Origin of the sequence: Liquorilactobacillus satsumensis DSM 16230 = JCM 12392 (assembly GCF_001435195.1) — a bacterium.
In the GTDB taxonomy this organism is placed as follows: Bacteria; Bacillota; Bacilli; order Lactobacillales; family Lactobacillaceae; genus Liquorilactobacillus; species Liquorilactobacillus satsumensis.
Genome location: NZ_AZFQ01000050.1, coordinates 16,837 through 42,923, shown reverse-complemented (window position 1 = coordinate 42,923; position 26,087 = coordinate 16,837). Strand labels below are relative to the sequence as shown.

Annotated in this window: 24 protein-coding genes and 1 tRNA gene; 8 read left to right on the top strand and 17 right to left on the bottom strand. The window is 40.3% G+C overall.

Annotated features, from left to right (window positions below):
- Positions 1-5: 5 nt before the first annotated feature.
- The 5 genes from FD50_RS08400 to FD50_RS08380 all read right to left on the bottom strand — a co-directional run bounded on the left by FD50_RS08400 (position 6) and on the right by FD50_RS08380 (position 5,593).
- A complete protein-coding gene (locus FD50_RS08400; RefSeq protein WP_056961131.1) occupies positions 6-809 on the bottom strand; it encodes an SDR family oxidoreductase in 804 nt (267 codons plus the stop codon).
- Between the two features lie 416 nt (positions 810-1,225).
- A complete protein-coding gene (locus FD50_RS08395) occupies positions 1,226-1,639 on the bottom strand; it encodes a GtrA family protein (protein WP_056961130.1) in 414 nt (137 codons plus the stop codon).
- A gap of 314 nt (positions 1,640-1,953) precedes the next feature.
- Entirely contained in the window at positions 1,954-3,750 is a 1,797-nt protein-coding gene (locus tag FD50_RS08390; RefSeq protein ID WP_056961129.1) for a DUF2207 domain-containing protein, read from the bottom strand.
- A 131-nt stretch (positions 3,751-3,881) separates the two neighbouring features.
- Positions 3,882-4,796, bottom strand: coding sequence for a Gfo/Idh/MocA family protein (locus tag FD50_RS08385; protein ID WP_056961128.1), 915 nt, complete (start codon positions 4,794-4,796; stop codon positions 3,882-3,884).
- A gap of 59 nt (positions 4,797-4,855) precedes the next feature.
- Positions 4,856-5,593 (bottom strand): gamma-glutamyl-gamma-aminobutyrate hydrolase family protein, encoded by a 738-nt coding sequence (locus tag FD50_RS08380; protein WP_056961127.1) that lies wholly within the window; start codon positions 5,591-5,593, stop codon positions 4,856-4,858.
- Between the two features lie 577 nt (positions 5,594-6,170).
- Between FD50_RS08380 and FD50_RS08375 the strand changes: the two genes are divergently transcribed.
- The 5 genes from FD50_RS08375 to FD50_RS08355 all read left to right on the top strand — a co-directional run bounded on the left by FD50_RS08375 (position 6,171) and on the right by FD50_RS08355 (position 10,969).
- Positions 6,171-7,259 carry a glycosyltransferase gene (locus FD50_RS08375; protein ID WP_054756265.1) on the top strand — a complete coding sequence of 363 codons (1,089 nt, stop codon included), beginning with the start codon at positions 6,171-6,173 and terminating at the stop codon, positions 7,257-7,259.
- Between the two features lie 283 nt (positions 7,260-7,542).
- Positions 7,543-8,745: a betaine/proline/choline family ABC transporter ATP-binding protein gene (locus tag FD50_RS08370; protein ID WP_056961126.1), complete on the top strand. Its 1,203-nt coding sequence runs from the start codon at positions 7,543-7,545 to the stop codon at positions 8,743-8,745.
- On the top strand, positions 8,738-9,367 hold the full coding sequence (locus tag FD50_RS08365) for an ABC transporter permease (protein WP_056961125.1): 630 nt from the start codon (positions 8,738-8,740) through the stop codon (positions 9,365-9,367). The genes FD50_RS08370 and FD50_RS08365 overlap by 8 nt, the downstream gene beginning before the upstream one ends.
- A 67-nt stretch (positions 9,368-9,434) precedes the next feature.
- The gene (locus FD50_RS08360; protein WP_228888287.1) at positions 9,435-10,313 is read left to right on the top strand and encodes an osmoprotectant ABC transporter substrate-binding protein; all 879 of its coding nucleotides are present in this window, start codon (positions 9,435-9,437) and stop codon (positions 10,311-10,313) included.
- Entirely contained in the window at positions 10,313-10,969 is a 657-nt protein-coding gene (locus tag FD50_RS08355; RefSeq protein WP_056961123.1) for an ABC transporter permease, read from the top strand. Before FD50_RS08360 ends, FD50_RS08355 begins: the two co-directional genes overlap by 1 nt.
- 133 nt (positions 10,970-11,102) lie before the next feature.
- Here FD50_RS08355 and FD50_RS08350 read toward each other — a convergent pair whose 3' ends face one another.
- Positions 11,103-13,199 (bottom strand): cation:proton antiporter, encoded by a 2,097-nt coding sequence (locus FD50_RS08350; protein WP_056961122.1) that lies wholly within the window; start codon positions 13,197-13,199, stop codon positions 11,103-11,105.
- A 116-nt stretch (positions 13,200-13,315) separates the two neighbouring features.
- On the opposite strand from FD50_RS08350, the gene FD50_RS08345 reads away from it, so the two are divergent.
- The 3 genes from FD50_RS08345 to msrB all read left to right on the top strand — a co-directional run bounded on the left by FD50_RS08345 (position 13,316) and on the right by msrB (position 14,660).
- Positions 13,316-13,388, top strand: a tRNA-Ala gene (locus FD50_RS08345).
- 235 nt (positions 13,389-13,623) lie between these two features.
- Positions 13,624-14,145, top strand: a complete 522-nt coding sequence (locus FD50_RS08340) for a methylated-DNA--[protein]-cysteine S-methyltransferase (RefSeq protein ID WP_056961121.1) — start codon at positions 13,624-13,626, stop codon at positions 14,143-14,145.
- Positions 14,146-14,225: 80 nt separating this feature from the next.
- A complete protein-coding gene (msrB, locus tag FD50_RS08335; RefSeq protein ID WP_054756250.1) occupies positions 14,226-14,660 on the top strand; it encodes a peptide-methionine (R)-S-oxide reductase MsrB in 435 nt (144 codons plus the stop codon).
- Between the two features lie 238 nt (positions 14,661-14,898).
- On the opposite strand, the gene FD50_RS08330 is transcribed toward msrB, so the two are convergent.
- From FD50_RS08330 to FD50_RS08280, 11 genes are all read right to left on the bottom strand, one after another.
- Positions 14,899-16,449, bottom strand: coding sequence for a bifunctional metallophosphatase/5'-nucleotidase (locus tag FD50_RS08330; protein WP_056961120.1), 1,551 nt, complete (start codon positions 16,447-16,449; stop codon positions 14,899-14,901).
- Positions 16,450-17,250, bottom strand: coding sequence for a phosphonate ABC transporter, permease protein PhnE (phnE, locus tag FD50_RS08325; protein WP_164478095.1), 801 nt, complete (start codon positions 17,248-17,250; stop codon positions 16,450-16,452).
- Positions 17,250-18,038 (bottom strand): phosphonate ABC transporter, permease protein PhnE, encoded by a 789-nt coding sequence (gene phnE, locus FD50_RS08320; protein WP_056961118.1) that lies wholly within the window; start codon positions 18,036-18,038, stop codon positions 17,250-17,252. The genes phnE (FD50_RS08325) and phnE (FD50_RS08320) overlap by 1 nt, the downstream gene beginning before the upstream one ends.
- A 1-nt stretch (position 18,039) precedes the next feature.
- Positions 18,040-18,804, bottom strand: coding sequence for a phosphonate ABC transporter ATP-binding protein (phnC, locus tag FD50_RS08315; RefSeq protein WP_390633080.1), 765 nt, complete (start codon positions 18,802-18,804; stop codon positions 18,040-18,042).
- A 71-nt stretch (positions 18,805-18,875) separates the two neighbouring features.
- Positions 18,876-19,805: a phosphate/phosphite/phosphonate ABC transporter substrate-binding protein gene (locus FD50_RS08310; protein ID WP_056961117.1), complete on the bottom strand. Its 930-nt coding sequence runs from the start codon at positions 19,803-19,805 to the stop codon at positions 18,876-18,878.
- A 612-nt stretch (positions 19,806-20,417) separates the two neighbouring features.
- Positions 20,418-21,398 (bottom strand): choloylglycine hydrolase family protein, encoded by a 981-nt coding sequence (locus tag FD50_RS08305; RefSeq protein WP_056961116.1) that lies wholly within the window; start codon positions 21,396-21,398, stop codon positions 20,418-20,420.
- A 49-nt stretch (positions 21,399-21,447) separates the two neighbouring features.
- On the bottom strand, positions 21,448-22,116 hold the full coding sequence (locus tag FD50_RS08300; RefSeq protein ID WP_056961115.1) for an ABC transporter ATP-binding protein: 669 nt from the start codon (positions 22,114-22,116) through the stop codon (positions 21,448-21,450).
- 7 nt (positions 22,117-22,123) lie between these two features.
- On the bottom strand, positions 22,124-23,170 hold the full coding sequence (locus FD50_RS08295) for an ABC transporter permease (RefSeq protein ID WP_056961114.1): 1,047 nt from the start codon (positions 23,168-23,170) through the stop codon (positions 22,124-22,126).
- 87 nt (positions 23,171-23,257) lie between these two features.
- Positions 23,258-24,211 carry a glycosyltransferase family 2 protein gene (locus FD50_RS08290; protein WP_235803454.1) on the bottom strand — a complete coding sequence of 318 codons (954 nt, stop codon included), beginning with the start codon at positions 24,209-24,211 and terminating at the stop codon, positions 23,258-23,260.
- 62 nt (positions 24,212-24,273) lie between these two features.
- Entirely contained in the window at positions 24,274-25,053 is a 780-nt protein-coding gene (locus tag FD50_RS08285; protein WP_056961113.1) for a glycosyltransferase family 32 protein, read from the bottom strand.
- Positions 25,050-26,078, bottom strand: coding sequence for a sugar transferase (locus FD50_RS08280; protein WP_054756246.1), 1,029 nt, complete (start codon positions 26,076-26,078; stop codon positions 25,050-25,052). The genes FD50_RS08285 and FD50_RS08280 overlap by 4 nt, the downstream gene beginning before the upstream one ends.
- Positions 26,079-26,087: the final 9 nt, after the last annotated feature.

Sequence of the window (26,087 nt, the reverse complement as noted above, 5' to 3'; positions counted from 1 at the left end):
ATCCCTTAACCTCTTGACTTTCCTCCTGCAATATTAGTCGTTACACCTGTAATATAACTCGCTCTTTTAGACAGATAATAAGCTACCAAATCCGCAACTTCATAAAGATGTCCACTTCTGCCTAAAGGTGTTGTTGTCGTACTGCGGTAGCCTGCTCTTATTTGGGCTACTGTTTTATGGCGAGTATAAGCCAACGCTTCTTCGTATGCCAGTGTCCGTAACCCTGTAGCTTCCATTATTCCAGGCGCAACACCTACTACCCGGACATTGAACTCACCCAACTCTTTAGCCCAAGAACGGGTTAATCCATTAATTGCTCCTTTAGTCGCGGAATAAATGCTCTGACCTTGTGATCCTTCAAGTCCTGCTTCAGAAGATAGATTGACAATCACGCCTTCTTTTTGTTTTACAAGTTGACGTGCAACTGCTTGAGCTACTAAAAAAACACTTTTAACATTTACACTAAACATCTTGTTAAAATCGGCAGTCGTAAATTCAAATTTGCTGTGAGGTTGCTGGGCATCTACTAATAGCCGTGGCAAATTTATTCCTGCATTGTTTACCAAGCCATCAATTCTTCCTTGTGTTGCAATCACTTTAGCTACCAAATCATTAACTTCCTCGGCGTCAGTTACATCTGTTTGTACAAAGAAAAGAGCGTCATCTTTTTTTTCATTATTTTTCAAATCAGCATTGTAGACAATTGCACCTAAACTCAAAAGTTTATCCACAATTGCTGCTCCAATTCCGGAAGAACCCCCTGTAACAATAAATACTTTCTTAGATAATCCTAACCACGTTTCTGTCATCCTAAACACCCTCCATATCATTTATTTACAACTCCAGAATAATGTAATCGTTATCATTTATTAAGTCATCTTTTTTCAGGCTGACTTGAAAAAAGATACTTCAATCGAAATTATGCCGCAACCAGCAAATTTGCACTATTGTTAGTCCTAATTTCTTTAGGCACTAAAATAAACTACTACTGGCATGGTCAAGCTACCATAAACCATTTTTGTATTTGAAAAATTATTCTTGACTTGCAAAATAACTGCGTCCCGTTACTAATAGCTACCAAGAATCATATAATTGCCTTAATTATTGCAAAAATCGGCAAATAAAAAAGAACCAGATCAGGGTCTAAACCCTTGATCCGATTCCCTTAAGATTAGCGTTCTAGTTGCGTGTACCCCAAGTTCCAAGCAGTGAGAACGCCGCTTGCTTATTCTGTTTTCTTGAAAATATACCATTTACTAAAGAAATAGTTTGCAACAATTACAATCACATTATCTAAAACTTTAACGAGAAGTGTGTCCCACTTCAACAAAGAAATTCCAATTCCTGTAATGATCACATCTAGTACTAATGTCAATAAACGAAAGAAGAAAAAAGATGACATTTCACTGAGCAAACTCCGGATATTGCGAAAAGGTGTTGTAAAGACCCAGATCTTATTCGAAATATAGGCGACTAGGACAGAAAAAAACCATGCCACCACGTTTCCCAGCTGATAATTAAGTCCCATAGAAACCCAGCTTTCAAAGATTCCGATGTTAACAACAGTTGTAACTCCGCCCCAGAAAAGATAGGCAATCACAGCTTTATACTTCTCATACAAGTTCATTATTTTAATCATTAGCGCCTCCGTGTTTTCCACACATTTCTGACTCTCTTTCGTTAATTTGTGAATTCTTTCATTCATGCCCCACTTTGACCACACCTGAGTATTTTAATATAAAAAATGCCAAAAAGATAGGCATTCCCGGCTTACAAAGAGACTGCGTGCCCCATAATCAACTAGCTGAACATTGCTCAGTTTTTTTATTTCTAAAAAAGTAAAAGAAGCTACTTTGACTTTACAATAATTATTTTGCTTTGGGTTCATTAAGCTTATTTATTTAAACAAATTTAATGCTTACTTTAAATTCCTATTTTTACTTAAAGCTCGCTTTAAAATGCTCCGCCACCGGAACCGCCGCCAAAACCACCGGAAGACCCACCGCTAAAACCGCCAGTTCCACCAGTCGCAGAGGAGTAATTCCCAACAGCACTCGTAAAGTTAGTATTAAAAGCACTCCCAAAGTTAGTATTTCCTGCAATAATTATCGGGTAATAGATTCCAAATCCAGTTTCCAATTCAGCGGTATTGAAGTTTGTTTTCAAGGCTGCAATCACTTTGTCCGCAAGCCCAAAAGCAACCGCATAAGGTAAAATTTGTTCCCACAGAATCAATTCGCCAACTTCTTTTAAATTAAACCGGCCAATATCTTTAAGCATCTTTTGAAAACATAACAATTGATAATACGCACGCCAACCAGTTTGTGAATAAGGTGGTCGCCGCTTGACATAGAAAAAGCTCAGCACATAAGCTGCTGCCAGTGAGAGCAAAATTCCGCCAATTGCCCATGTTCCCCATGTTAAAAAGCCTGCTAGGACGGCAACAAGTGAAAGTCCAATCATCCAAGCCCACATGTAATTGCGCACTTTAATATTCTCCAAATCCTTAAAACCAAACTCTTCAGCTTGAGAGCTGACTTTTGTTTGCCAAGCAGAAAAAGCTGCTTGTAATTTTTGTCCTGCTAATTGCCCCTTACCGAATTTTTTCAACTTACTTAAAAGAAACTGCTGCCCGTCGCCGACATCATTAAAAAGAAGCTGAAGTAAGTCATAACGGTCTAAAAGAGTTTTATCCAGCAACTCAACTGCATAGTCCTCTTTCTTAGTCTTAATTGGTTTAATTGCAATTTTCTTTGCAGCTGCAAGCTCCAGTAAGTAGGCACTAAATGCAGCCGAATCCGGAGCTTTCTTTTTTAAAATTGTTTGCGCTACTTCTGCAGAAAATAGTGGGACCGCATAGGAATGTACAATTGGTGCCAGTTTAGCACGTAAATTCCCGCGGCGCCTTGCCAACCAAACTAGCCAGCCTACAAACAAGCAAGCATACACTAACAGCACAATATTTCGAACTAAGGCCGTTTGCCGTTTAGTGGCTGCACGCTTTTTATTTGCAGCTTGTGCCAGTTGGGCTTCTTGCTTTTGAATTCTTGTTTTAGCATTTTGATCAACTACATTTGTATTTTGTGACGTCACAGCAGTTGGAAACAGTAAATGGCTTTCAATGTACTGTCCCGCGGGATTTTGTGCAAGTTTTATCAAAACTCTGCCCTTGTCTTTTTGCACGGTTGTTGTCCCAGCAAGATTACCATGTGTCCACGCCTGCAGTTGTTCCACATTAGTTGCGGGTAATTGAATCAAAAGTTGCACGTCATTTAATTCCGTGTCCCACTTTGAACCGACTATCTTCCAGTTCAGCTCTGCCGTGTCACGATAATTAGTAATCACTTGATGCAAGCGATAGCGGTAAATGAAGGTAACTTCCTGATTTTTAACCGTATGGTAAATTTTTAATTTCAATTCATTTTTCGAACTTGTCGCTTGATACGTGTTATTTTCGCCATTTTCAGCTTGCTGTAAAACTTGCTGCTGCGTTCCAGCTTGGATCGCAACCCTTAAATCTGAAACAGCGGCATTGCCCTTAAGTTCTTGATTATAATATACTCCATGAAAACTACCGCTAAAATTGTACGTGACCCGCTGAGTTAACACCGCATCTCCGTTTTTTTGAATATCCACTTGCGCATGATAATGACTGATTTTATAGCTGTCTGCTTGCACTGACAACGCAGGAAAAACAAAAATTCCAATTGCAAATGCAAACATCATTAAAAACCAATTTCTTTTTTGCACAAAAATAACCTCCCCAGACCCTTTTCTTTTACTAATTATCTCAAAAAAAAGATAAAATTAAAACTGTTTACTGGAAAGACTATTCTAATACCTGAATATTTCGAGCCTGGCTGACGCCTAGGCAGTGAAAACTACTTAATTTGTTGCTGATATTCTTGCAACATTTCTGCACATAACTTGTAACTCAACAGAATATTCTTTTGGCGTAAATTAGTAGAAGTCTCACTTTTAACTGCATTGACAAATAGCCGCACCATCTGCTCATAACCTCTTTTTTTAAGCGGAGAATCCCAATCGCCAAAGCCTAAAAGCTCCTCATTTTCTGCATGCAGCAGGCGTAAGGAAGTCAATTCATTTAAAATAGAGATTCCATTTTCGCTAGTCACCTCATAGATTTCTGAAGCAACTTTACTTTGAAAATTCATGGTCAGAATTGCCGTTGTAGCAGCCGTTTCAAGAATTAAAGTTGCAGATTCCAATTTTCCTGCGCGTTGCTTAATTACGGGAATTGTTCGCTTAAGCTCACTATCCAAGAGATAGATCGCAGCATCCAGCACCGGCAAAAAATCATTATAAAATAATTCTTCGACATTTCGGCTCTTCACGGTAATATTTTTTTGCAAAAAAAGGCTTTGTTTAGCTGGAGTTTCCTTTAATCTCTCAACAAGTGGAGCAAATCTGCGATTAAACCCAATCATAAATATTTTAGAATGTGCCAATGCTAATTCTTGAAGCTGCTTGACTTCTGTCGGTTGTTTTCTAAGCGGTCCGTCCACAAAAACATGAATGTCTTTTTCAAGACACCGCCGAGTCAATTCGCAACGCAATGGCGCAGGAACATGAATAAAGCACGCTTCTATGCCAGCAGCAAACAATTCATCCAAGCTGCTGACCATCTTTAAAAGATGATACTTAGACATTAATTCACTGCGGACCTGCGCATTATCACTGGCAAAAATAAATTCAGCAGTATTATACATCTTGACAAATGTCGGCAAGTACGCCTTTTGGACATTGTCCCCCAACCCGATTACTCCGATTTTCATCTGTATCAGTCACCTTTCTGGACACTTTTTTAATCACCATCATATTCTTCTTTTTAGCTTCAGTCTTTTTGAGCGCGCTTAACAAAATCAGTAAACAATCTGAATTCAACTGGATCGTTTTGCCACAGATTCTCGGGATGCCACTGAACTGCAAGGACCTCTTGTCCTTTTGACTCCAATGCTTCGATCACTCCATCAGTTGCAAACGCTGTGGCACTAAGTCCAGGTGCCAGTGTGCGGATTGCCTGATGGTGGCGCGAGTTGACTACCAATTTAGTTCCTAACAATTTGCCTAGATAACTCTGAGGTACCACAGAGACATGATGTGTTGGCAAATGGCCCAGTGCTGCTTGACGATGTTGGACAGCATACCCCGAGTATTGCGTTTTTAAATCCTGATAAAGTGTACCACCCAAAGTAGCATTCAGGATTTGAATGCCACGGCAGATTCCCAAGATCGGCTTATGGGCAGCCAGCATTTCTTTGATTAGCGCACCCTCAAACCAATCTTTGGCAGCCAATGTCATCCCTAACGCTGGAAGTGGTTCTTCATCAAAAAAGAGCGGATCAACGTCGGGGCCCCCAGCTAAAAGTAGTCCATCCAGCAACGTACTCAATTCTTTAGCAGTTTCAGCCGCCACTTCTCGCTTATCTGGAAACGGAAGAATCAGCGGAAGCCCACCAGCGGCAAAAACTGCTTCTTTGATATCATGCGGTGCATACACCGGATAATTTCCAGGTATTTTTGGTTGATTCTCAACGAGTTGATCACTCGGTACCCCAATAACTGCTTTCATAGCTGTTCATCCCTTCTAGAATGAGAAATCCATTTAGTTCATCTTAATAATAATTTCCTAAGATTACAACTTTCAGTCTGAAAATTTTCTTTTGAAATTGTATAAAAAATCACAATCCAATAAATTATTGCTCTTATTTTTTTCCGACCTATTACTTTTATTAGTCTTAAAAAAATCTAAAAGTTTGCAAAGCGCTAAAACAACAGCCTTAAAGCCACAAATATAGTTCTATTTTTAACCTCATATTATAAAGTAGAATGCAACCATTTGTATTCCGATCTTGCTTGGAACTATAATAAGTGTTGAATGGGGGCACGTATAATATGTCTTTTGGTAAAAAGACTGCTTGCACAACAGCTTAAATCTGTTTTGTTGTAGCTTATTAAAGCGTTATTTTTTTATTATCAAAATAACATAATTCTTATTCATAGCAATAACGGTCCTTGTAGCTATCTCAGTCTGCAAGGTGAGCAGTAAGCGCGAAAACGCTATGCTTCAATTTGCAATTATTATCACAGAATAACACTTCAGTATCTTAGATTAATGTTGGTTTCATAAAACGAAAGGATGAATTACCGTGAAAATAACATTAATAACACAGTACCTCGAAGGCCATGGGGGAACTGAAAGGGTGATTTCACATCTTGTAAACGAAGATCTCGAAAATAATTATCAAGTCTTGATTCCCGAAAGTGGCAACCCTGAATGGCTGCAATGGATCACACGTGATTCTGGTTATGAACTCAAAATCTGTCATTCAAAAAATCGCCAGATACAAAGAGACTTTGTCACAACCAATTTACTTGCCAGTAACCCAGACATTGTCCTCGGCCTTGAAGGGAAAGCATGCGAATTAGCGTATGAGCTCAAGCAAAAATATAGTTTGACTTATAAAATAGTCTCGTGGGGACACACGTCAATCTCAGAGTCAAATATTTTTGCACGCAGAGAACTCGCTTTTTCTGAATACCATTTAGCGATCAGCACCGGGATCCAAAAACAACTGCTGGCACTGGGAGTTCCAGCACATAAAATCTTCTTAATCTATAATCCAATCCGAACGGTCAATAAAAAAACTATTCAAACTCCTGCTGCTCAGAAGCCCTTTCATGCAGTCTTTATCGGTAGAATATTGTTAGACGACCAAAAAAATGTTCGCATGCTCCTTGAGACAATGGCTCACTTAGATATCCCATGGAAGCTCGATATTTTTGGAAAAGGTCAAGATCTACCAGCAGCTAAAGCACTCGCAAAACAACTTCAGATTGCACCTCACATTAATTGGCGCGGTTGGGTCCCTAACCCATGGGATTTCATCACTGAAGCTGATTGCCTCTTACTCTGTTCAAAGTACGAAGGGTTCCCGATGGTCATAATTGAGGCTGCCTCATACGGTTTACCAATTATTTCAACCGATTGTCCCACTGGACCGGCTGATATTATCAACAAAGATAACGGGATCTTAACTCCCATGAATGACCAACAGGCCTTTGGTACAGCCTGCAAACAGCTCTATTATCTGCGCGGACGTTATGCCCACAGCACCGTTAAAAAGACGGTCTTAAAATTTGATATTTCGCGTTACATTAAAAGAATTCAACATATTTATACGTTCATCGCCGCTGATAATCAACGGGCTCATGATGTCCCACTTTCTTCGCTCTAGTCGAAAGTTCAGCAAAAACTGCAGTGCTCCGACACAGTTTTTGCTTTTTTATTAACCGTGCACGCTCTTTTCAAAGAAATTTACAATAAAACTATTTCGCTAATATATTCTCAGTAAATTCGTATCTTTAGGCGCACTTCTCTTTTTATGCTAACCTTAAAATAATTAATGAAGTTTGAATAGCTAAATACCTGCAGCTGAATTGCAAGTTCGATTCATACAAAATTCAAGGTTGGAAGCCACTACCATACTCTGGTTTCAACCTTATTCAAGGAGGATCAAGATGGCAAAAGAAGAACCGCTCCTCATCTTAAAAGACGTTAGTAAAATTTATAAAGGTGGCAATGCTGCGATTAGCAACATCAACCTGACTATTAATAAGGGCGACTTTATCTGTCTAATCGGAACTTCAGGATCAGGTAAGACTACTACGATGCGAACTCTGAACCGCATGATTGAGCCGACCAGCGGAGAAATTATTTATAAAGGACAGAATATTCACAAAATCGATCCCGTTAAACTCCGTAAAAAAATTGGTTATGTTATTCAAAATATCGGGTTGATTCCACATATGAACATTTATGAAAACGTTACTATTGTACCTAAACTGCTAAAATGGCCGGAAAATAAAAAGCAAGCTAAAGCACGTGAGCTGATTAAGCTCGTGGAATTACCTGAAAATTTCTTAGAACGTTATCCTGCTGAACTTTCCGGTGGACAGCAGCAGCGAATCGGTGTTATTCGTGCACTAGCAGCTGATCAAGACTTAATCTTAATGGATGAACCTTTTGGTGCCTTAGATCCGATCACACGTGAAGGCCTGCAGGAACTTGTCAAGAGTCTGCAAGAAGATCTAAAAAAAACAATCGTTTTTGTAACTCATGACATGGACGAAGCACTCAAACTTGCCACTAACATTGTTGTCATGGACGAAGGAAAGATTGTCCAAGCAGCTTCTCCACAAGAATTACTGCGTCATCCAGCAAATGAATTTGTCAGAAAACTGATTGGTGAAGAAAGAATGCTGCAAGCACGTGCAGACGTCACTACTGCGGCTCAAATTATGCTGAAAGATCCAGTTTCAATCACCTTAGGCCGCTCGTTAAGGAGTGCCATTCAGCTAATGCGCGAACGTCGCGTTGATACGCTCTTAGTTACAGATGATGAAGACCACTTAAAAGGCTATATCGATCTCGAATCACTCGCTCTTGATTCAAGCAATCGTCGCGCAACTAGTGTATCTGATATTCTAAATACTAAAATTTTTCGAATTACTACAACTACTTTGATTCGTAATAGCGCTGATCGGATTTTAAAACAAGGACTTAAATACGTTCCAGTCGTTGATCAAAATAACAAATTATGTGGAATTGTGACCCGCTCAGCTCTGGTTGACATGGTCTATGACATTATCTGGGGTGAAAAAAATGACACTGCAGCTCCCACGAGTCCTGCATTAAAACAGGGAGGTGCTCAGGATGCTTGATTTTTTGAATGAATACGGCAGTCAGCTTATTTTTAAGACCTGGGAACAATTCTATACCTCGGCACTCGCTCTTTTCTTTGGAATAGCTGTTGCAGTGCCCTTAGGTGTCTTACTTACGCGAGCTCCGCGAACAGCCAAAATAGTCATTGGAATTGCCGGTATGCTTCAGACAGTCCCTTCTCTAGCCTTGCTGGCACTAATGATTCCTCTTTTTGGAATTGGCAAACTACCGGCCATCGTTGCTCTTTTCATTTATTCACTCTTACCGATTCTTAGAAATACTTACATTGGAATGGAAAAAGTTGATCCCCAGCTTAAAGACAGTGTCAAAGGAATGGGGATGACTAATTTGCAGTCAATCAGACATGTCGAAATTCCGATTGCGATGCCAGTTATTATGGCGGGGATTCGTTTGTCAGCAGTTTATGTGATTTCATGGGCAACGTTGGCTTCTTACATTGGTGGCGGCGGTTTAGGTGACTTGATTTTTAATGGCTTGAACCTCTTTCAACCTGATTTGATTATTGGTGGGACCATTCCAGTTGCGATCATGGCAATCGTCGTTGATTTTTCACTCGGTAAATTGGAGAAGACCTTAACTCCAATTAATCAAAGGACCTAAGGAGGGTGAGAAGATGTCCAAATATTTAAAAAAAATCATGTTAGTCTTCTTTCTCGCCATTTGTCCAATGTTGTTAACTAGCTGTGGTCTTCCCGGCGTAAGTGGTTCTGATAAAAATACAATTAAAATTGCTTCTCAAAGTTCCACCGAATCACAGATCATTGCCAATATCGTAGGTCAGTTGATTAATCATGAACTGGGCTATAAAATTTCGTTAGTCAACAATCTGGGTTCTTCAACGGTTGCACATCAAGCAATGCTGCGCCATGATGCCGATATTTCAGCAACCCGCTATACTGGTACCGATTTGACCGGGGTTTTACAGCTTTCAAACATTAAAGATCCTGCTAAAGCCTCAAGGCTTGTAAAACGAGAATTCAAGCAGCGCTACCATCAAACTTGGTTCCCTTCATACGGATTTGCGGATACTTATGCTTTTATGACCACACAAGCCTTTGCGCAAAAACACCAATTAAACAATATTTCTGATCTGCAAAAAATTTCCAGCAGTTTGAATGCCGGTGTCGATACTTCTTGGATGAATCGTAAGGGTGATGGCTATCAGGACTTCACCAAATACTATGGTTTTAGCTTTGGCCGCGTATATCCGATGCAAATCGGGCTAGTCTATGATGCTGTTGAAGCGGGTAAAATGGAAACCGTACTTGGCTACTCCACCGATGGCAGAATTAAAAGCTATCATCTGAAAATTCTGAAAGATGATAAACGTTTCTTTCCACCCTATAATTGCTCAATGGTCGTCAATGACTCTTTACTCAAGAAATATCCTAAACTTGCGCCAGTATTGCACCGTTTAGATGGAAAAATAAATTTAAAGACAATGCAAACCTTAAATTATGAGGTTGATAATAACTTGTTGGAGCCTTCAGTAGTTGCCCAACAATTTCTTGAAAAACACAATTACTTTAAAGGAGATGACAATTAATGACAGGCCTGAGTACATGGGATCAATTTTGGTATTACTTTGCTCATAACGGCTTTTTCGTTTTACAACAGTTCACCCGTCATTTCTTAATTTCAGTTTATGGTGTGCTCTTTGCAGCGATTGTAGGTATTCCTCTTGGTATTTTGATTGCACGCAGAAAAAAACTCAGTGATACTGTGATTGGAATTGCCAATGTAATCCAGACAATTCCATCACTCGCAATGCTCTCAATCATCATGTTAGGTTTAGGACTTGGGGTAAATACCGTCATTGCCACCGTCTTTCTCTACTCCTTACTTCCGATCATCAAAAATACCTATGCCGGCATGCAAGGCGTTGATGCAAATGTCCTTGATTCTGGTAGGGGAATGGGGATGACAAAATTTCAGATTCTTTACTTGATTGAACTTCCACTGTCTTTTTCAGTAATTATGGGTGGCATTCGAAATGCGTTGGTAATTGCAATCGGAATTACAGCAATTGGGGCATTCGTGGGTGCAGGAGGTTTAGGCGATATCATTATCCGCGGAACCAATGCTACAAATGGTGGTGCCATTATTCTTGCTGGTGCGCTACCAACCGCTTTAATGACCATTATTTCAGACTTGCTGCTTGGCTTTATTCAACGCAAACTCAGTCCACAAACAAGTGATTAGACTCTCGGTTAAATTTTCAGTCTATAAAATAAGATTGGAGTATCACAGTGCTTACAGGTTCTCCCCAGCAATGTGTTACTCCAATTTTTTAACTAATCAGTTTACCTTAATCTTGGTTACCGCATTGAACCCGTCACACCGCTATTAAAATACTTTGTGCGGAAATAAGTTCATCAGCCAAATGTTTTATCACCGCTGGATTAATTCCAGACTCATTTGTGCGTGCTTCGTTGAGAAAGGCTAATTCAAAGTTTAAAACTTTAAGCAACTCAGTATTCTCTTGGACTGGGGCTTCAAATTGCTGCTGTAATGCAGTTGCTTCATGTCCTACCAGCTGCTTAAGTGCAATCAGCAGCTGTTGATCTGTCCCAGCTTGTTCCTTTGCAGCAATAAAATTGTTATCTACCGGTGCTAAAATCTGCTGCAGTTGCTGTAAGTTACTGCGCCACTGTTCAGTTCTATTACGATCTGTATATTTCTTATAAAAAGCTATCTTTTTAGCATACTTCTCAATCTTTAATTGCAGTTTGTGTTTTCTTCGTACACTAGTTGTTCTATTCACCTGGTGTTCAAGTCGTGCTAGCTTTGCCTGCAAGCGTGGATAGTCTTTTTCAAAATTCAGCGTCCAGCGCAAAAAAATTCTAACAAGCCATCTTTTGTTCCTAATTAAAAAACGTTTCAAAAATCCTTTTTCGATACGTTCTTTTCCTTGCAGCGCAAGATTGAATTGCTTTAGCTTATTCCATAAAACAAGTCCGTCTTCGTTTAAGCTTCCAGCATCAACTGCCTGTTGTACAGCCGTGTCCCGCTGCCGTTGTAGCTCACCTAACATCTGCTGCCACTGCCGCTGTTCTGGGAATTTTTGCGCATCGTAGCCTAATTGCGTTTTTACCCGCCAGCGTAAACGTTCTTTAGTTGCCCCAGTAGTCTCCAACTCATTGATATACGAAAAGGCGGCGTTCACAATTTCTGTACGGGCTTGAGCAAGTTCCGCCTCAGTGTACGCCTGTGCCTCTTTCTTCAGTAAGAAACGCAGAAAAATAAGGGGGACGAATAAGCTTATTAGGATTACTAAAGCTGCAAGCGTGACTAGATTGTCATACCAAGTGGTGCTTTTGCTTGTTTTTAACATTAATGGCACGGTCAATGCCATTGCTAATGTAACTGTCCCATGAACTCCTCCAAGCGCAAAAATCAAAGAATTTTTAATTCTGGCAGCCTTTTTTTTCGAAAGTGTGCATAATTCAAAAACAAAACGAATAAATGTCATTAACAGGTATAAACCCATACTCAATCCAAGAAAAAGCAGCCACTGCCGTTGTACAAGGTTCCTGCTAAAGATTGGGACAAGACTAACACCCAAAATTACAAAAACAATTCCATTGAGCAGCTCCGTTAATAAACTCCAAAGTTGTTGTAGCAAGTTGTTCATCTGCGCTGCTACCAACAAAGTTCTTTCTTGTTCTTCATGATGGAAAATACCTGCCATGACAACAGCAATCACACCTGATAAGTGCAAGTTTTCAGCAGCTACATAAATCACTAATGGTGTAAAAAGTTGTAGTAAAACATGACTGGTAATATCATCATAACGCCTCTTTAATAACCCCTTTCGCATTTGAATCAACAAAAAGGTCACGCCGATTCCAAAAATTCCGCCGCCGATAGAAACCATTAGAAAATTGCCCACGCTCATCAACGGTGATAAATGACCCGTTAAGACCACCACGCTTGCCAACTGCAGGCCCACTAATCCGGTTGCATCATTAAACATTGACTCTAGTGTCAATCGATGTTCCACTTTCAAGGGCATTTCAAAGCCATTCTTAACAGATCCAAGAGCAGTCGCATCCGTTGGGGTAATAATTGCAGCTAGCGCAAGGGCAGCGCCCCAACTCCAAGCAAGTGTAAGCTTCATTGTTAAGGTCAGTAGTGTCATTACTAATACTGCTAAAACTCCAGCTAAACTCAGAATCGTTCTAAAATTTTTAGAAAAGACCCGTCCATTAGTCTGTTGCCCCTCGCAAAAAAGAAGTGGTGCAACTATGAGTGCCATGAACCATTCTGGGTCTAGTTTCACTTCTAAACCGGAAAAAGCAGGAACCAGTGCAATTAAAACCCCAGCTAAGATTTGCCAGATAGCACGTGGAAAAAAGTTCCAGCGCTGTGCTAGGAAGTTAGCGATAATCACTCCAAAAATCAGTAATAAAATTGTGTAAATAACCTCCATAAATCTTTTCCCCTTTTTCAAATATCCGTGTTATTTATTAATTTATTTTTTAATGTCCCAAATTATCAACGTGATATTGTATATTTTCCCAAATGTGGTATCATTGTACATTGTTTGGGTCATTAGCTCAGTTGGGAGAGCGCCTGCTTCGCATGTAGGAGGTCGCCGGTTCAAGTCCGGCATGATCCATTTAAATTTTCTCCGCAGTGTAACTTTGATTACGTGCGGATTTTTTTGTGCGCTAAAATCAAACTGCATTTTTGCTTACTCCCAGCAGCTTGCGCAAATTTTCAGTTGTCTAAAAGACGCTTTAAACATAGCGCTTCTTTTTAATAATAGCATATCAATTGCAAGTTAATGCTTAATCGGATTTAATTAGAAAGTGAACAGTACCCATTTAAAATTCTTCTCAAGGAGGTTGCATATGCTCTACCAACAATCATACCACTCTCCTCTAGGTGAGCTCACACTTGTCAGTAACGAAACTGCTTTAGTTGGCTTATGGTTTAAAGGACAAAAATATTATCAGGCAACGATTACTGGACAACCAGTTCAGCTTCAAGAAACTTCCGTCTTAAAGCAAGTTACCCGCTGGCTTGATGCGTATTTTTTATCTAAAAATCCAAGTCCAGCTGAAATTCCACTCTTCCCCCAAGTAACTGCTTTTCGAAGGGCTGTTCTTGCTGTCTTACAAGAAGTTCCATATGGTCAGACACGAACTTATGGTCAAATTGCACAAACGTTAGCTACGCGGCTACACCGTCGTTCGCTCTCTGCCCAAGCAGTCGGCGGTGCGGTGGGACACAATCCGATTGCACTTTTAATTCCTTGTCACCGGATTATTGGCAGCACCGGAAAACTTACCGGCTATGCTGCCGGACTCGCCAAAAAAGCCCAGTTGCTGGAGCTTGAATTGGGCATGCCACTCGCTGAAAAGTTAAAATAGCAAGGCTTAAGTCTGGTACTGGTGGTCGTTTGAATTTTGTTTGAAATGTACACGTCTGCTTAAAAAGTGAGGTTATTAAAATGAAAGAAAGCAAAGAGGCATTACGCAAACGTCTTTCACCTGAAGAATTTGCAGTAACCCAAGAAGCAGCAACTGAACAGCCATTCTCCGGTAAATATGATGATTTTTACGAAGAGGGAATTTATGTTGACATTGTCAGCGGTGAACCGCTCTTTAGCTCAAAAGACAAGTATGATGCTGGCTGTGGCTGGCCATCCTTCACAAAACCGCTAGCAGGCAACGCAATTAAAGAAGGTGCCGACTGGTCACTTGGAATGCAGCGCACCGAAGTTCGCAGTCAAGATGCCAATTCTCATTTAGGGCATGTTTTCACGGATGGTCCGCAAGACAAAGGCGGGTTGCGGTATTGCATTAACTCAGCTGCGTTACGTTTCATCCCGGTTTCTCAACTACAAGCAGCGGGTTATGGCACTTTTAAAAAATTATTCACCTAAAAATTACGCAACTAGAGCACAGTATCTTCTACTAACCAGAAATCGCCTGTATTAATCTCCAAAATAAAACCTGGATACGCCGCGTATTTTTAAAAGCAAATAAACAGGACAATAGCAGTCAGCTTAATTTGAGCTTATTAAGCAGTTCAAATTAACGCTTACGCTGCATGCTATTGTCCTGTTTTTTGGTTGCCTGATGGGTAGTTTAGTGCAGCAGTGAAGATTTTTAACTTAACATCTACTTGGTAATGACATGAAGATTATGTGGTGTCACTGCTATGTATTTAGGATGCCGTTGTAAATAAGCAATCAGCAGTTGTGCAACTTCACGCTCATCACTAGCGATAATTTTATTAGCCGCAAACATCGGATAGTCTCCCCCACCGACACCTCGATACTGATTCAAGGTGACTTTCAACCGAGTTTCTTTGTTGACTTTTTTTCCATGGAACACTAAATTTTTAACTCTTTTACCAACCGGTTGGGTTAAATCAAAAGTATAGTCAATGCCACTGTAATAATCATAGTTAAATAACTGCTGTTTGGGCTCCAAGAAATTAGCCGCAATGCCTACACTCCCATCATTGCGAAGTTCAAAAAAAGCAGCACAACGTTCAAGTGCTTGAGTCAACTCTTCACCTGAAACCTCTTCTACTACTAAAGTGTTGGGAAAAATATAGCTATTGATCACATCACGGATTGTAACTAGGTTATTGAAACCTTGGACTTCATCTGAAAAAAGAGCAGTCGCTGCGATCTTCGTCCCAGTAGCCTCCATTTGGACTTGATTAACAAATTCAAGATAAGGATGGCCAGCTAACCGAGCCTGCAAATGATCCTTAAGCCGCATATTGCCCTCGATCTTCGCAAGCGGCTGATCTAGCCAGTCTTGTGTCGCGCAATACCAAGACCTCAGTGCAGTGGTGGTTTCAGCATCCAAGGCGGCTGTTGCCGTACTTAGCAATTGCGCTTGACTGTGTGCAATCCGTCCGCCCTCATCCAAGTCTAGTGTAATACAGCCCACACGCTCGCCACGATAACCCGGTTGGGTAACTGGAACACCCAGAATATGAGTTGCAAGCTGTCGATGTTGATGTCCTGTCACTAGCGCATCTATTCCGGGAACTTCAGCTAGCAACCGATACCCTTCATTCTCGCCAGTTTGTGGTTCAGTTGCAGCCCCCGTAACTGGATCACATTCTATCCCACCATGATATGCCACTACAACAAGATCGGCTTGTGTCTGTAAAAACGGGACCCATTTTTTAGCAGCTGTAACGGCCGCTTCAAAGTGCCATCCTTTAATATTTTTCGGCTGTTCCCAGTGTGGGATATATTGCGTTGTCAATCCCAAAAAAGCGACACTAACTCCCTTTTTAGTGATTATTTGATAAGGTGCATCAAGAATTTGATTGCCCTCTTTATCCAAATTTGCTCCCAAAATCGGATAATTTCTGTCAGCGAGCACTTTTGTAAGATAGTCTTCCCCGTAGTTAAATTCATGATTTCCTAAAACTCCACAATCCACCTGAAATTTATTCAGCAGCTCGCCAAATTCTTTAAAGTAGGCGTGGTGTTGCATAGTTTGATGCGCAAACGCCGCCATCGGAGAACCTTCCAAAAAATCTCCATTTTCAATATAAAAAGTCACGTCTGCTGCTGCACGTTGCTCTTTGATCACCTGTGCAGCTTTTAGATACCCCCAAGGATGGTAATCATTTCGAGTACTAAAGTTAGTTGGAAAAACAAATCCATGCACATCGCTTGTTGATAAGATTTGAATTTTCATTTACACCAACTTCTTTCTGAGTGTTCCTGAAAGCCAATCAATGGCTGTCACCATAATGATTATTCCTAATAGAATTATTCCCACTCTTGACCATGAACGGGTTTGGATTGCAAATAATAGTGGGGTTCCGATCCCTCCTGCCCCAACCATTCCTAAAATGGAGGCGGAACGAACTGCGATTTCAAACCGATAAAGCGTAAATGACAGAAACTCAGGCATTACTGTCGGCAGTGTCGCTAAACAAAGCACATCAACTCGACCTCCCCCTGCAGCCGTTAAAGCTTCATCCACACCCCGATCCATATTCTCAACAGCCTCGCTAAACAGCTTGCCCAGCATTCCAATCGAATGAATTGACACTGCTAGTACACCAGCAAAGGACCCCGGTCCAACCGCTTTAATAAACATAATAGCGAGTACTAATTCCGGAAAGGTTCGAATAAACACCAACGTGAATTTTCCACTGGTTGAACGCCAATGCATTTTATTTTTTCGGCGCTCTCTTGCTGCCCAAAATGCAAATGGAACGCTTAAGATCGCAGATACGAAGGTTCCTAAAAAAGCAATCGCCAAAGTCTGCAGAATTAAAGAAAGTAAATCTTCACCCGAACCATCATAAACATATGCCCAGTCTGGATGAAATAAGCCATTAATAATCGAACGTGTCACCTCTCCAGCAGAAGCCTGGATTCCAGAAAAAGAAAGACCTGTAATTGTCCACAGATAGATAAACAAGAGCATTAATGCCCAGAAAAGCCAGCCATATTTTCCCCCAAGAGTTCTCCTTTGACTTTTTCCCATCATAATAACTTCTCCCTTAAAATATTACTCAAACCATCAATAACAACGACAACTAACAAAATAGCGATAATAATAACTGCCGTTTGATCATATCTAAAAGAAGATAAAGATCTTTGCAAAAAGACACCAATTCCCCCAGCGCCTAGGTACCCTAGGACAGTTGAGGCCCGTACATTAATCTCAAATGTGTAGAGAAAATAGCTGACAAAATTGTTCACTACTTGTGGCACTACTGCAAAAGCAATAATTTGTACCCGGTTTGCACCAGCCGCTTGCAAAGCCTCAATCGGACCTGAATCAATTGTTTCAACTGTTTCGTAAAAAAGCTTTGAAATCATTCCAAAGGAAAAAACTGCAAGCGTCCAGACTCCAGCAGTTGGTCCAATCCCAACAATTGCAACAAATAAAGCAGCCAGCAGCAGGTCAGGCAAGGTCCGAACTAAATTAAGGAAAAAGCGAATTCCACCGCGGACCAGTGGACTCTTAACCAAATTACGTGCCGCTAAAAAAGCGAAGGGAACTGCTACTAGTGTTCCAAGTGTAGTTCCTAAAAGTGCCATTTGAATTGTCTCAATAATGGGTTGCACAACAATATTGGTATATTGCCAATCAGGATTGGCCATTCTTCCTAACAAAGCAAAGAATTGTCCCAGGTTACTAAAAAATTCCCCCCAATTGACTTCCGTCATAACTGAAGAAAGAAACAGCAAGAGAATAAAGATAATTGTCCAACCGATCCCTTTGAGATGATACTTTTGCATAAATGTTCGTTCAGGTACCTGATTCATCTCACTTCTCCTCTTCCTGATAAATAGCAGCAAAATCTTGGGTGGCAACTTGATCGATCGGTTTATTATAGACCAGCCTGCCTGCACGCAAACCAATAATCCGGTCGGCATACTTTAATGCTAGCGGAACCGAATGCAAATTTACAATTGTCGTAATTTTAAATTCCTGGTTCAGATTTTTAAGATCATCCATCACAGCGGTGGTTGTCAATGGATCTAATGATGCCACCGGTTCATCCGCAAGAATAATGCGTGGTTGCTGCATAAAAGCACGTGCTACGGCTACACGCTGTTGCTGCCCGCCTGAAAGTTCGTCCGCACGTGCATATATTTTTTCAGCTAAATTAACACGCTGCAAAGCTGCAACCGCTCTTTTTTTATCTGCTGGATTAAAAAGTCCCAGAACACTTTTCCAAGTTGGATAGTAACCCACGCGACCGCTTAGAACATTTCGTTGGACACTAACACGTTTAACAAGATTAAAATTCTGAAAAATCATGCCAATCTCGCGTCTAAGTGCACGTAGCTTTTTTCCTCTTAATGGTGCGAGTGAGACTCCGTTTACGAGCAGCTCTCCACTGGAAATCTCATGCATTTTGTTAATTGTGCGCAGTAATGTGCTTTTACCTGCTCCTGAAAGGCCCACAATCACCACAAACTCTCCGGCTTGAATGTCCAATTCAATATCCTTCAAACCGACAGTTCCATTCTGGTAGATTTTAGAAACCTTTCTAAAAGAAATTACCGGTTGTTCGCTGACCATCAAAAAATTCCACCCTTCTATCAAAAAAGGCCATCAAGAGATGACCCTCATTTCACTCACAATTGAAATTATAATTACTTATTTAATTTTTCCGCGATCTTATCATATTCGCGAATGATATCAAAGTTACTGTCCTTAGAATCGGCGTAACCTTGGTGCGAATAGACGCTTGCAATGATTTCATGACCCTCTTTTGATTTTGCAATATTTTTAAATGCTTGCTTGAGTTTCTTTTGCCATTTTTCACTCAGATCTTTACGAACGGTGATAGTATCATTAGGAATCTTAGCGGTGGTATACAAAGGTACCACTTTATCCATCACATCTGGTGCATCCTTGGTAACAATCTTACGTGCTCCTTGGAAAACAAAAGCAGCATCAGCATTCCCGTTATACACGGCTAAAACCCCTTGGTCATGTCCTTTGACTTGGACCGTTTTGATGTTGTCTTTGTTAATATTAATCCCTTGCTTGTAAAGCGAGACAATTGGGAAAATCCACCCAGCGGTTGAAGTTGTGTCCTGCACTGCAATTTTTTTGCCCTTCAGATCTGATAATTTGGTAATCCCACTGTTTTTACGCACCAAAATCTGTGAACGATAAAAGTTAACCATCTCGCTAGTTGATTGATCATTGGGTTCTTTTACACCAAAACGTTCGGCTTGTAATAATACCTTGGATCCATATTGCTTATGTGCAAGCACATAGGCATCTGGCGGTAAAAAGCCGACATCAACTTTTTTAGAACCCATGGCTTCAACAATTGTATTGTAATCAGTTGAAACACTGACCTTAACTGGAATTCCTAGTTCTTTTTTCAATAACCCTTCAAGCGGTTTAGCCTTTGCTTCAATAGTCGTTGCATTTGACGAAGGGACAAATTGAATCTTTAATTCCTTCGGTTCATACGTACTTCCATTTGCGGAAGATTTGCCACAAGCAGCCAGTATAAAAGCACAAAATAACATTGAAATTACAGCAAAGGATCTTCTCCAAAATTTCATTTTGCTACTCCCCCTAAATAATTGCATATTTTATCGTGCAAAATAATGCCCTGATAAAAACCCTATTCATCAGCCAATTGCTAACAGAATACTTCCCCCCGAAAGTTGAAAATCCCAAAAAAAGCTGCCACATTTGACCTGAAATCTTCAAGCAACTCCTTACTTAAAGCAGGTTTTTATCTGAAAAGCAGTCCCAAGACTGCCAGACAAACGATCACTATTTCGCACGACTACCCCAGTATAGTGGGTCAATGTAAGGAATCACACATTTTTTTGTAAGTCTTATGTAAAATAGTTTTTAACCTTATCCTGCAGCAATTTCCAGCAACTTCACTAAAAAGAGGGATAGTTATAATTTGCTAAAACTTGAGTGTGAACGCAAAAATATGAATACTATGTGTCCTTTGCGCTTAATAATTCGAAGTTAATCGCAGAATTTTGATTTATGAATCACCTTTATCCAGCATAACTAAAAAGGCCACGTCAAAATTTAACTTTTGACCCAGCCCTAAACTGATTATCTAACTGCAGCTAATTATAAATTTCAAGGAGTACTTAAATTAAGGAAGCTTTTGTCTAATCGACTTTCTCTCAGGCCAATCGGCTTTCGTGTTACATTTTTAACGTGACCGCATTGAGTTCATTTTTAACACTGAAAAAATGCGCCTGCTTAAAAGTGAGCATTTCTGAAGTCAACTGCAGCCGTACAAGCCCTAAACGTGCAGCAGGTTCAAAGTAATATTGGAGTGACTCTAAACAATAAGCTGCCCGATAAACTGAGTAGGTCTTTTGATAGGCACTACTCTTAGGAACACTTACGCTATTTAGTAATTGAAAACTGCTGCTCACATTCTCCCGCTCGTTTTGTGGCTGATCAGCTCTTTCTTTGTAATACGCAGCACGAATGAAACGCCCACTCGGTGTATACGAACTCGAAGGTACCTTTTTACCTGCAAAACTTCCAGTACTTACCTTGGCAACATTTTTAAGTTGTTTCCCAGCACTAAATTCTGGAGTAAAATTCAGATAATCTTTTAATTTAGATAATTGCTTTTGAAAGTCATATGCATTTGTCACTACTCCAAGCGGATTGTCAATGATTTGTAGCGGTTGTGTTGTCGGTTCAATAATTACCACTCTGCCGCTACGGTCAGCCACAACATAGTGCAATTCAGGGTAACCATAATTTTCCCGTGCATTTTCCCCACTTAACAAGCGGATCTCAGGCAAGTGGTCTTCAATTTCAGCCACTGAGCGATAGTTAGCTAACAAATAACATGGCAGTTCGAAAGGAGCTAGACAAGTATAGGCATTAGAAGCCTCGGAAAGCAAATGTGTCCCGTGCTTAAATGTCAACTTCTGAACGCTGAGGCCACACTCATTAACTCCGTCAGAAATATCAATCTCCGCGGTCCGTTGCCGCCCTGTTCCAATGATTGCAAACCGATTCACATAGGATGCCCCGTCGAATGACGAATGCCAGCGAAACCCACGTGGCACAAAAACAGGACCGGCAACCAACGCGTGCCAATCCATTGTTCGTGATAACACATGGCTACCATCTATACTGATTTGGAAAATACTCGTACACATCTGCGCTACCTCCTAGTTAAACTGGTTGCTTTTTTTCTAACAATCAGTGTTACTGCTTTGAAAGTTTGCCGTCTATTATCTGATAGACTTGATCTGCCACTGCTTCTAAGCGCAGATCATGGGTAACCACAATAATCGTTTTCTGATTCTCATGTGCCAATTTTTTTAATAGTTTAATGATTTGCAATGTACGTTCCGTATCCAGTGCTGCTGTTGGCTCATCTGCCAGCACATATTCAGGATCGGCAAATAAGGCCCGAGCAAGCGCAACTCGTTGTTGCTGTCCTCCCGACAACTCGCTGGGATATTTGCGCAGTAATTGCTTTAAACCCAAATCATTCAGTAATTTATTAAACCTTGCAGGTGCAAGATTGTGTCCTTTAACCTTCGTCACCAGCTCGAATTGCTCTTCAACTGTTAAAAAAGGCACCAAATTATAGGATTGCAGCACAAATCCAATTGTCGTTAGTCGTAATTTTGTGCGTTCCTTTGCAGTTAATGTGGCAGTATCCCGACCATTAATCATTACCTTGCCTTTACTGGGAGTTTGAAGTCCCCCCGCAATTGTCAAAAAAGTCGTTTTACCAGAACCTGAAGGCCCCACAACAAGCACTAACTCTCCTTTGCCAACTTCAAAATTTGCTTGTTCCAGCGCGATCGTTTTACCAGTGCCTGTACCATAGAACTTGCTCACCGCACTTAATTTTAATCCCTGCATCCGTGCATCAACCTCCAATCATCTGTATCGGATCAACCTTGATTATTTGCCGAATTGGGATTAGCGCCCCTGCCAAAGACATTACAATGATACCCATGCCCGCAATTCCAATTTCATTCCAGTCTAATTTAATGGGCACTTGTGTCGGTAGTATCAGCGCGGTCACGAACGCTAATCCAAGTGCAACTGCAACCCCCAAGATGGACATTAGCAATGTTTGAACAAGTGTATTCCGAATCAAAAAACCGGTAGGAATTCCTTGTGCCTTCATCACACCAAAATTTGGCAGCTTTTGCAGCGTTAAAATATATAAAAAAATTGAAATTACAATTAAAATAATCACAAACAAAAAACCAATCATAAAATTAAAGGTTAACTGTTGTGCACTATATCCGGGCAATTGCTCTATAAACTGCGCAATTGAGTATCTTCGACTGTCCTTCAATTTTAAATGCTTATCTCCGGAATGTTGAAAGACCACACCGTTAATACTCCTAGTTTTGGTGACTTCTTTCAGCGTTTCAAATGAGGTGTACATCACTGGAGCAACATTCAACGAAGATGCCGTGATGAAACCGACAATCTTCAAGTGCACTTTGGAATTTGGAATTGTTAAAGAATCTCCCAATTTGAAACCGTCTTGCTTGAATTTAGCAGAAACAACCACAGTTCGAGCAGCACCAAATTTTTTTCCTTCCTGCAAAGGCAGTTTTTTGTAAATAAATTCTTGCCGTTTAATTGCCAATAATTGTGCATTTTCCTTATAATTATGACTTTTAACAAGCGTTGAAAATTGCGCAAGCTGTGCACCTTTTTTGCCAATCTGGCGCAGATCGTGCGCACTAAGATACGATTGCGGCAACCTTCCTTGAGCGTCTTTATCAAGAACAATTTCTGCGGCATTCCACTGCTCAATGGCAGACTTGTTCAGATCAGAAAGTCCAGTAGCCAGGCCAGTCAAAATAAATACTAAGTAGCTCACCAAAAAAATCAAGCTAATAACCAACCCATAACGAACTTTATCATGTTTCATCTCTCTAATGGCCAAGAACATTGAAACCCCTCCACACACTCTGATTTCCGCACAAATGAAAACCAAAATTTTATAGATCTCAAAACTGCAACAAGTTCAGTTTTTTTATCACAGATAAAAGAAGCGATAATTCAGTTTGTTCAGGCTTCTTAAATAGTAATTAACTTTATTTTTTTCAAGCAGATATCGATTTTTTTTCCAATGCGGAAACCATTTTTGGGTCCATTCCCAAATTTGATCTAATAACTGCTTTTTTAATTCTTTATTCTTAATCTTTCGTACCTTGCGGATCAGCACATTCCCAAATAAATTACGACAGAAACGATATTCGAGTTCTTGTGCATACTCAGAATAACAACCTCGTGTATGATAAAAATTCAAAATGTCCTGATAAATCCAAAAAATGTCCGCAACTTTAGTATTTTGAGCATATGAAATTGAGGAAGCTCGCTGGACATAATGGACCTCACAGTTTCGATCAACTGCAATTTCTGTCACATTATTCAAAAATGCAGCAGTCTTAAAGAAAAATGCTTGGTCTTCATACAGCTTACCAACTGGGAAAGTAACTCCAATCTCAGTCAACCAATCTCTGCGATACAGCTTATTCCAGGCAACCACTCGTCCCTTAACCAGATAAGTTGCAATCGAATCGTAGACAACCGCCTGATCCGGTTTGCGCTGAGCACCATTTTCCCAAACAAAGTTGCATTCAACGATTTTTTTTGTCCCCTGAGCGCTCTGCTGATACATGTTTGCCAGCATCTGCGGTTCTACATAATCGTCAGAATCAATGAACAGTAAGTATTGTCCTGTTGCAAACTGCATTCCGTAATTGCGGGCATCAGATAACCCGCCATTTTTCTTTTTATAGTACTTAATTAACTGTGGATACTTTTGTGAGTAGCTTTGACAAATACTGCCAGACGAATCCGTACTTCCGTCATCAACTAGAATAATTTCAAAAGCAGTCATTGTTTGTTTACGTAAACTCTCAATGCAACGCTGTAAATATTCAGCCACATTATAGACTGGAACAACTACACTAATTTTTGTCATCATTATTATCTCTCTTTTTCTTTCGTACCTAGTCTGTTCAATTCGGTATTAGCGCTCAAAAATGGTCAAGACTGGTGAGAAATCAATGCTCGTAAGCGGCGCCAGATTCCCCAACCTGCTCGTAAAAACCAATTAACCTTCATCCCCCATTTTTTTCCTAAACGCTGGTTCACCTTCCGGATAATTTGCGTATGACGCCGACTTCTTTCATCCTGCCATAATGCGCTGTAATGGTGAATACTATACGTATTTGCCGTCAACTTAACTTCTCCCGTCAAAAAATCAAGCGGAGCAAAATAATCAGTCGGATAAATTGTTGCCCCCGCCACGTTTTGCAGTCTATCAGTTTTTTGAAATCCGCGTTGTGCCAGATATTGAGTTGCATAGACCGGAATTGCAACAATATTAAGTTCACCATTATCCTTGATAAAACTAAGTCCCTCATACATATCCCTTAGACCACCAATGATCGGATTGCCTTTTTCGGCGCCAAATCCCAATCCCGGCGCAACTGCGATTCCTTCTTCGTTCGACTCCATCCCAAAAAAAGCCTGCTGGTCTAGCAACTCATCCAGATTTTTAACTAACTCAACATCGGTATCAAGATAAATACCGCCATACTCGTACACTACATCAAAACCGGCATAATCAGAAACAAAGCTCCATTTTTGCTGCTGAGATGCTTGTGCCATATATTTATTTTTATTAACGTCATAGTTTTTTTCGTTCCAACAAATAATTTCATAGTCGGGGCAAAGTCGCTGCCACCCCGCAAGATACTCTTGGTATTGTTCAGGCAATTGCCCGCCACCAAACCAGCAATAATGGATTTTTTTGGGTATCATTTTTTATTCTCCTGTTCTTTGCTCATCAGTTCATGCCAAGCTTGTCGGATGAATTGACCCGTACGTAATTTTTGTGCAATCTTACGCACATTTGCACACAATCTTTGATACTCATCTTGGGAAACAGCCTCCAAGCTCGCATCCAATTCATGCAGATTTGAAATCACAAGTCCAAGGCCGTGCCGGCGCACAAACTCAGCTAAGGCAGCTTCTTTCCAAATAATAACAGGTAACCCTGAGCTAAGATACAAAGAAGCTTTGTGCGGATCATTATACCTTAGATATTCTCCGAACACGCCATCACATTTTTCCAGACTGGAACCATCCCAAATCAAACCAAAATTTTGCGTTAACTTCTGCGGTAGTACTTCAGGTGAATACGAACCACAGTAATGAATATTTTGCTGGTAGCTAGCCTGCTGATTTGGACCGAATAATTCCAAACTATGATTAAGCTGTAATTTATTCAAAAAACTCGCTTTCCCTAAATTACCAGCAAAGCACATACTTCTGTCAAAAGGGCGTCCTTCAAGCAACGGTTGCGGGTTATCATAATCAAAAAGCTGAAGGCTGACCATTGGTTTGACTACTCCATTTTCTTTTAACCATCCCAGCATCTTATCATTATGTACAATTAATCCGTCACTTTGATTAAAAAAATTAATTTCTTTTTGCAAAAATAGCTTATCATTTCTACGCAACCGTAATGCTTCAACGTCATGCAGCAAATAAAATAATTTGCTATTCGCTTGTTTTCTAACCTGCGTCACAATTTTCTTATTTGTACGTTCATTAAAAGCTGGATATTGAAATAAGACAACCTCTAGTGGAAGTGGACGCAAACGGTGTGGAATATCCCATAACGTCTGAATAATACTCATTAATTCTGCCTTACGTCTTCCATTAAAATAGAATTCAATTCCGGTAAAGCCATCATTTTGCAAGAAGCGAACTACATCAACTTTTGCTTTAGGTCCTGCCTCATTTTGACCCTTATCGTACATAGAAATAACATATTTATTCATTAGTTACCT

Bases quoted from the DNA above. Each gene is read 5' to 3' on its own strand.
- phnE (WP_056961118.1), bottom strand. From the start codon at position 18,038: ATGAATCAGGTACCTGAACGAACATTTATGCAAAAGTATCATCTCAAA.
- FD50_RS08365 (WP_056961125.1), top strand. From the start codon at position 8,738: ATGCTTGATTTTTTGAATGAATACGGCAGTCAGCTTATTTTTAAGACC.
- FD50_RS08285 (WP_056961113.1), bottom strand. From the start codon at position 25,053: ATGATACCCAAAAAAATCCATTATTGCTGGTTTGGTGGCGGGCAATTG.
- FD50_RS08290 (WP_235803454.1), bottom strand. From the start codon at position 24,211: ATGATGACAAAAATTAGTGTAGTTGTTCCAGTCTATAATGTGGCTGAA.
- FD50_RS08300 (WP_056961115.1), bottom strand. From the start codon at position 22,116: ATGCAGGGATTAAAATTAAGTGCGGTGAGCAAGTTCTATGGTACAGGC.
- FD50_RS08395 (WP_056961130.1), bottom strand. From the start codon at position 1,639: ATGATTAAAATAATGAACTTGTATGAGAAGTATAAAGCTGTGATTGCC.
- FD50_RS08350 (WP_056961122.1), bottom strand. From the start codon at position 13,199: ATGGAGGTTATTTACACAATTTTATTACTGATTTTTGGAGTGATTATC.
- FD50_RS08305 (WP_056961116.1), bottom strand. From the start codon at position 21,398: ATGTGTACGAGTATTTTCCAAATCAGTATAGATGGTAGCCATGTGTTA.
- FD50_RS08400 (WP_056961131.1), bottom strand. From the start codon at position 809: ATGACAGAAACGTGGTTAGGATTATCTAAGAAAGTATTTATTGTTACA.
- FD50_RS08310 (WP_056961117.1), bottom strand. From the start codon at position 19,805: ATGAAATTTTGGAGAAGATCCTTTGCTGTAATTTCAATGTTATTTTGT.
- FD50_RS08340 (WP_056961121.1), top strand. From the start codon at position 13,624: ATGCTCTACCAACAATCATACCACTCTCCTCTAGGTGAGCTCACACTT.
- FD50_RS08360 (WP_228888287.1), top strand. From the start codon at position 9,435: ATGTTGTTAACTAGCTGTGGTCTTCCCGGCGTAAGTGGTTCTGATAAA.
- FD50_RS08355 (WP_056961123.1), top strand. From the start codon at position 10,313: ATGACAGGCCTGAGTACATGGGATCAATTTTGGTATTACTTTGCTCAT.
- FD50_RS08330 (WP_056961120.1), bottom strand. From the start codon at position 16,449: ATGAAAATTCAAATCTTATCAACAAGCGATGTGCATGGATTTGTTTTT.
- FD50_RS08380 (WP_056961127.1), bottom strand. From the start codon at position 5,593: ATGAAAGCAGTTATTGGGGTACCGAGTGATCAACTCGTTGAGAATCAA.
- FD50_RS08295 (WP_056961114.1), bottom strand. From the start codon at position 23,170: ATGTTCTTGGCCATTAGAGAGATGAAACATGATAAAGTTCGTTATGGG.
- msrB (WP_054756250.1), top strand. From the start codon at position 14,226: ATGAAAGAAAGCAAAGAGGCATTACGCAAACGTCTTTCACCTGAAGAA.
- FD50_RS08280 (WP_054756246.1), bottom strand. From the start codon at position 26,078: ATGAATAAATATGTTATTTCTATGTACGATAAGGGTCAAAATGAGGCA.
- FD50_RS08370 (WP_056961126.1), top strand. From the start codon at position 7,543: ATGGCAAAAGAAGAACCGCTCCTCATCTTAAAAGACGTTAGTAAAATT.
- phnE (WP_164478095.1), bottom strand. From the start codon at position 17,250: ATGGGAAAAAGTCAAAGGAGAACTCTTGGGGGAAAATATGGCTGGCTT.
- FD50_RS08385 (WP_056961128.1), bottom strand. From the start codon at position 4,796: ATGAAAATCGGAGTAATCGGGTTGGGGGACAATGTCCAAAAGGCGTAC.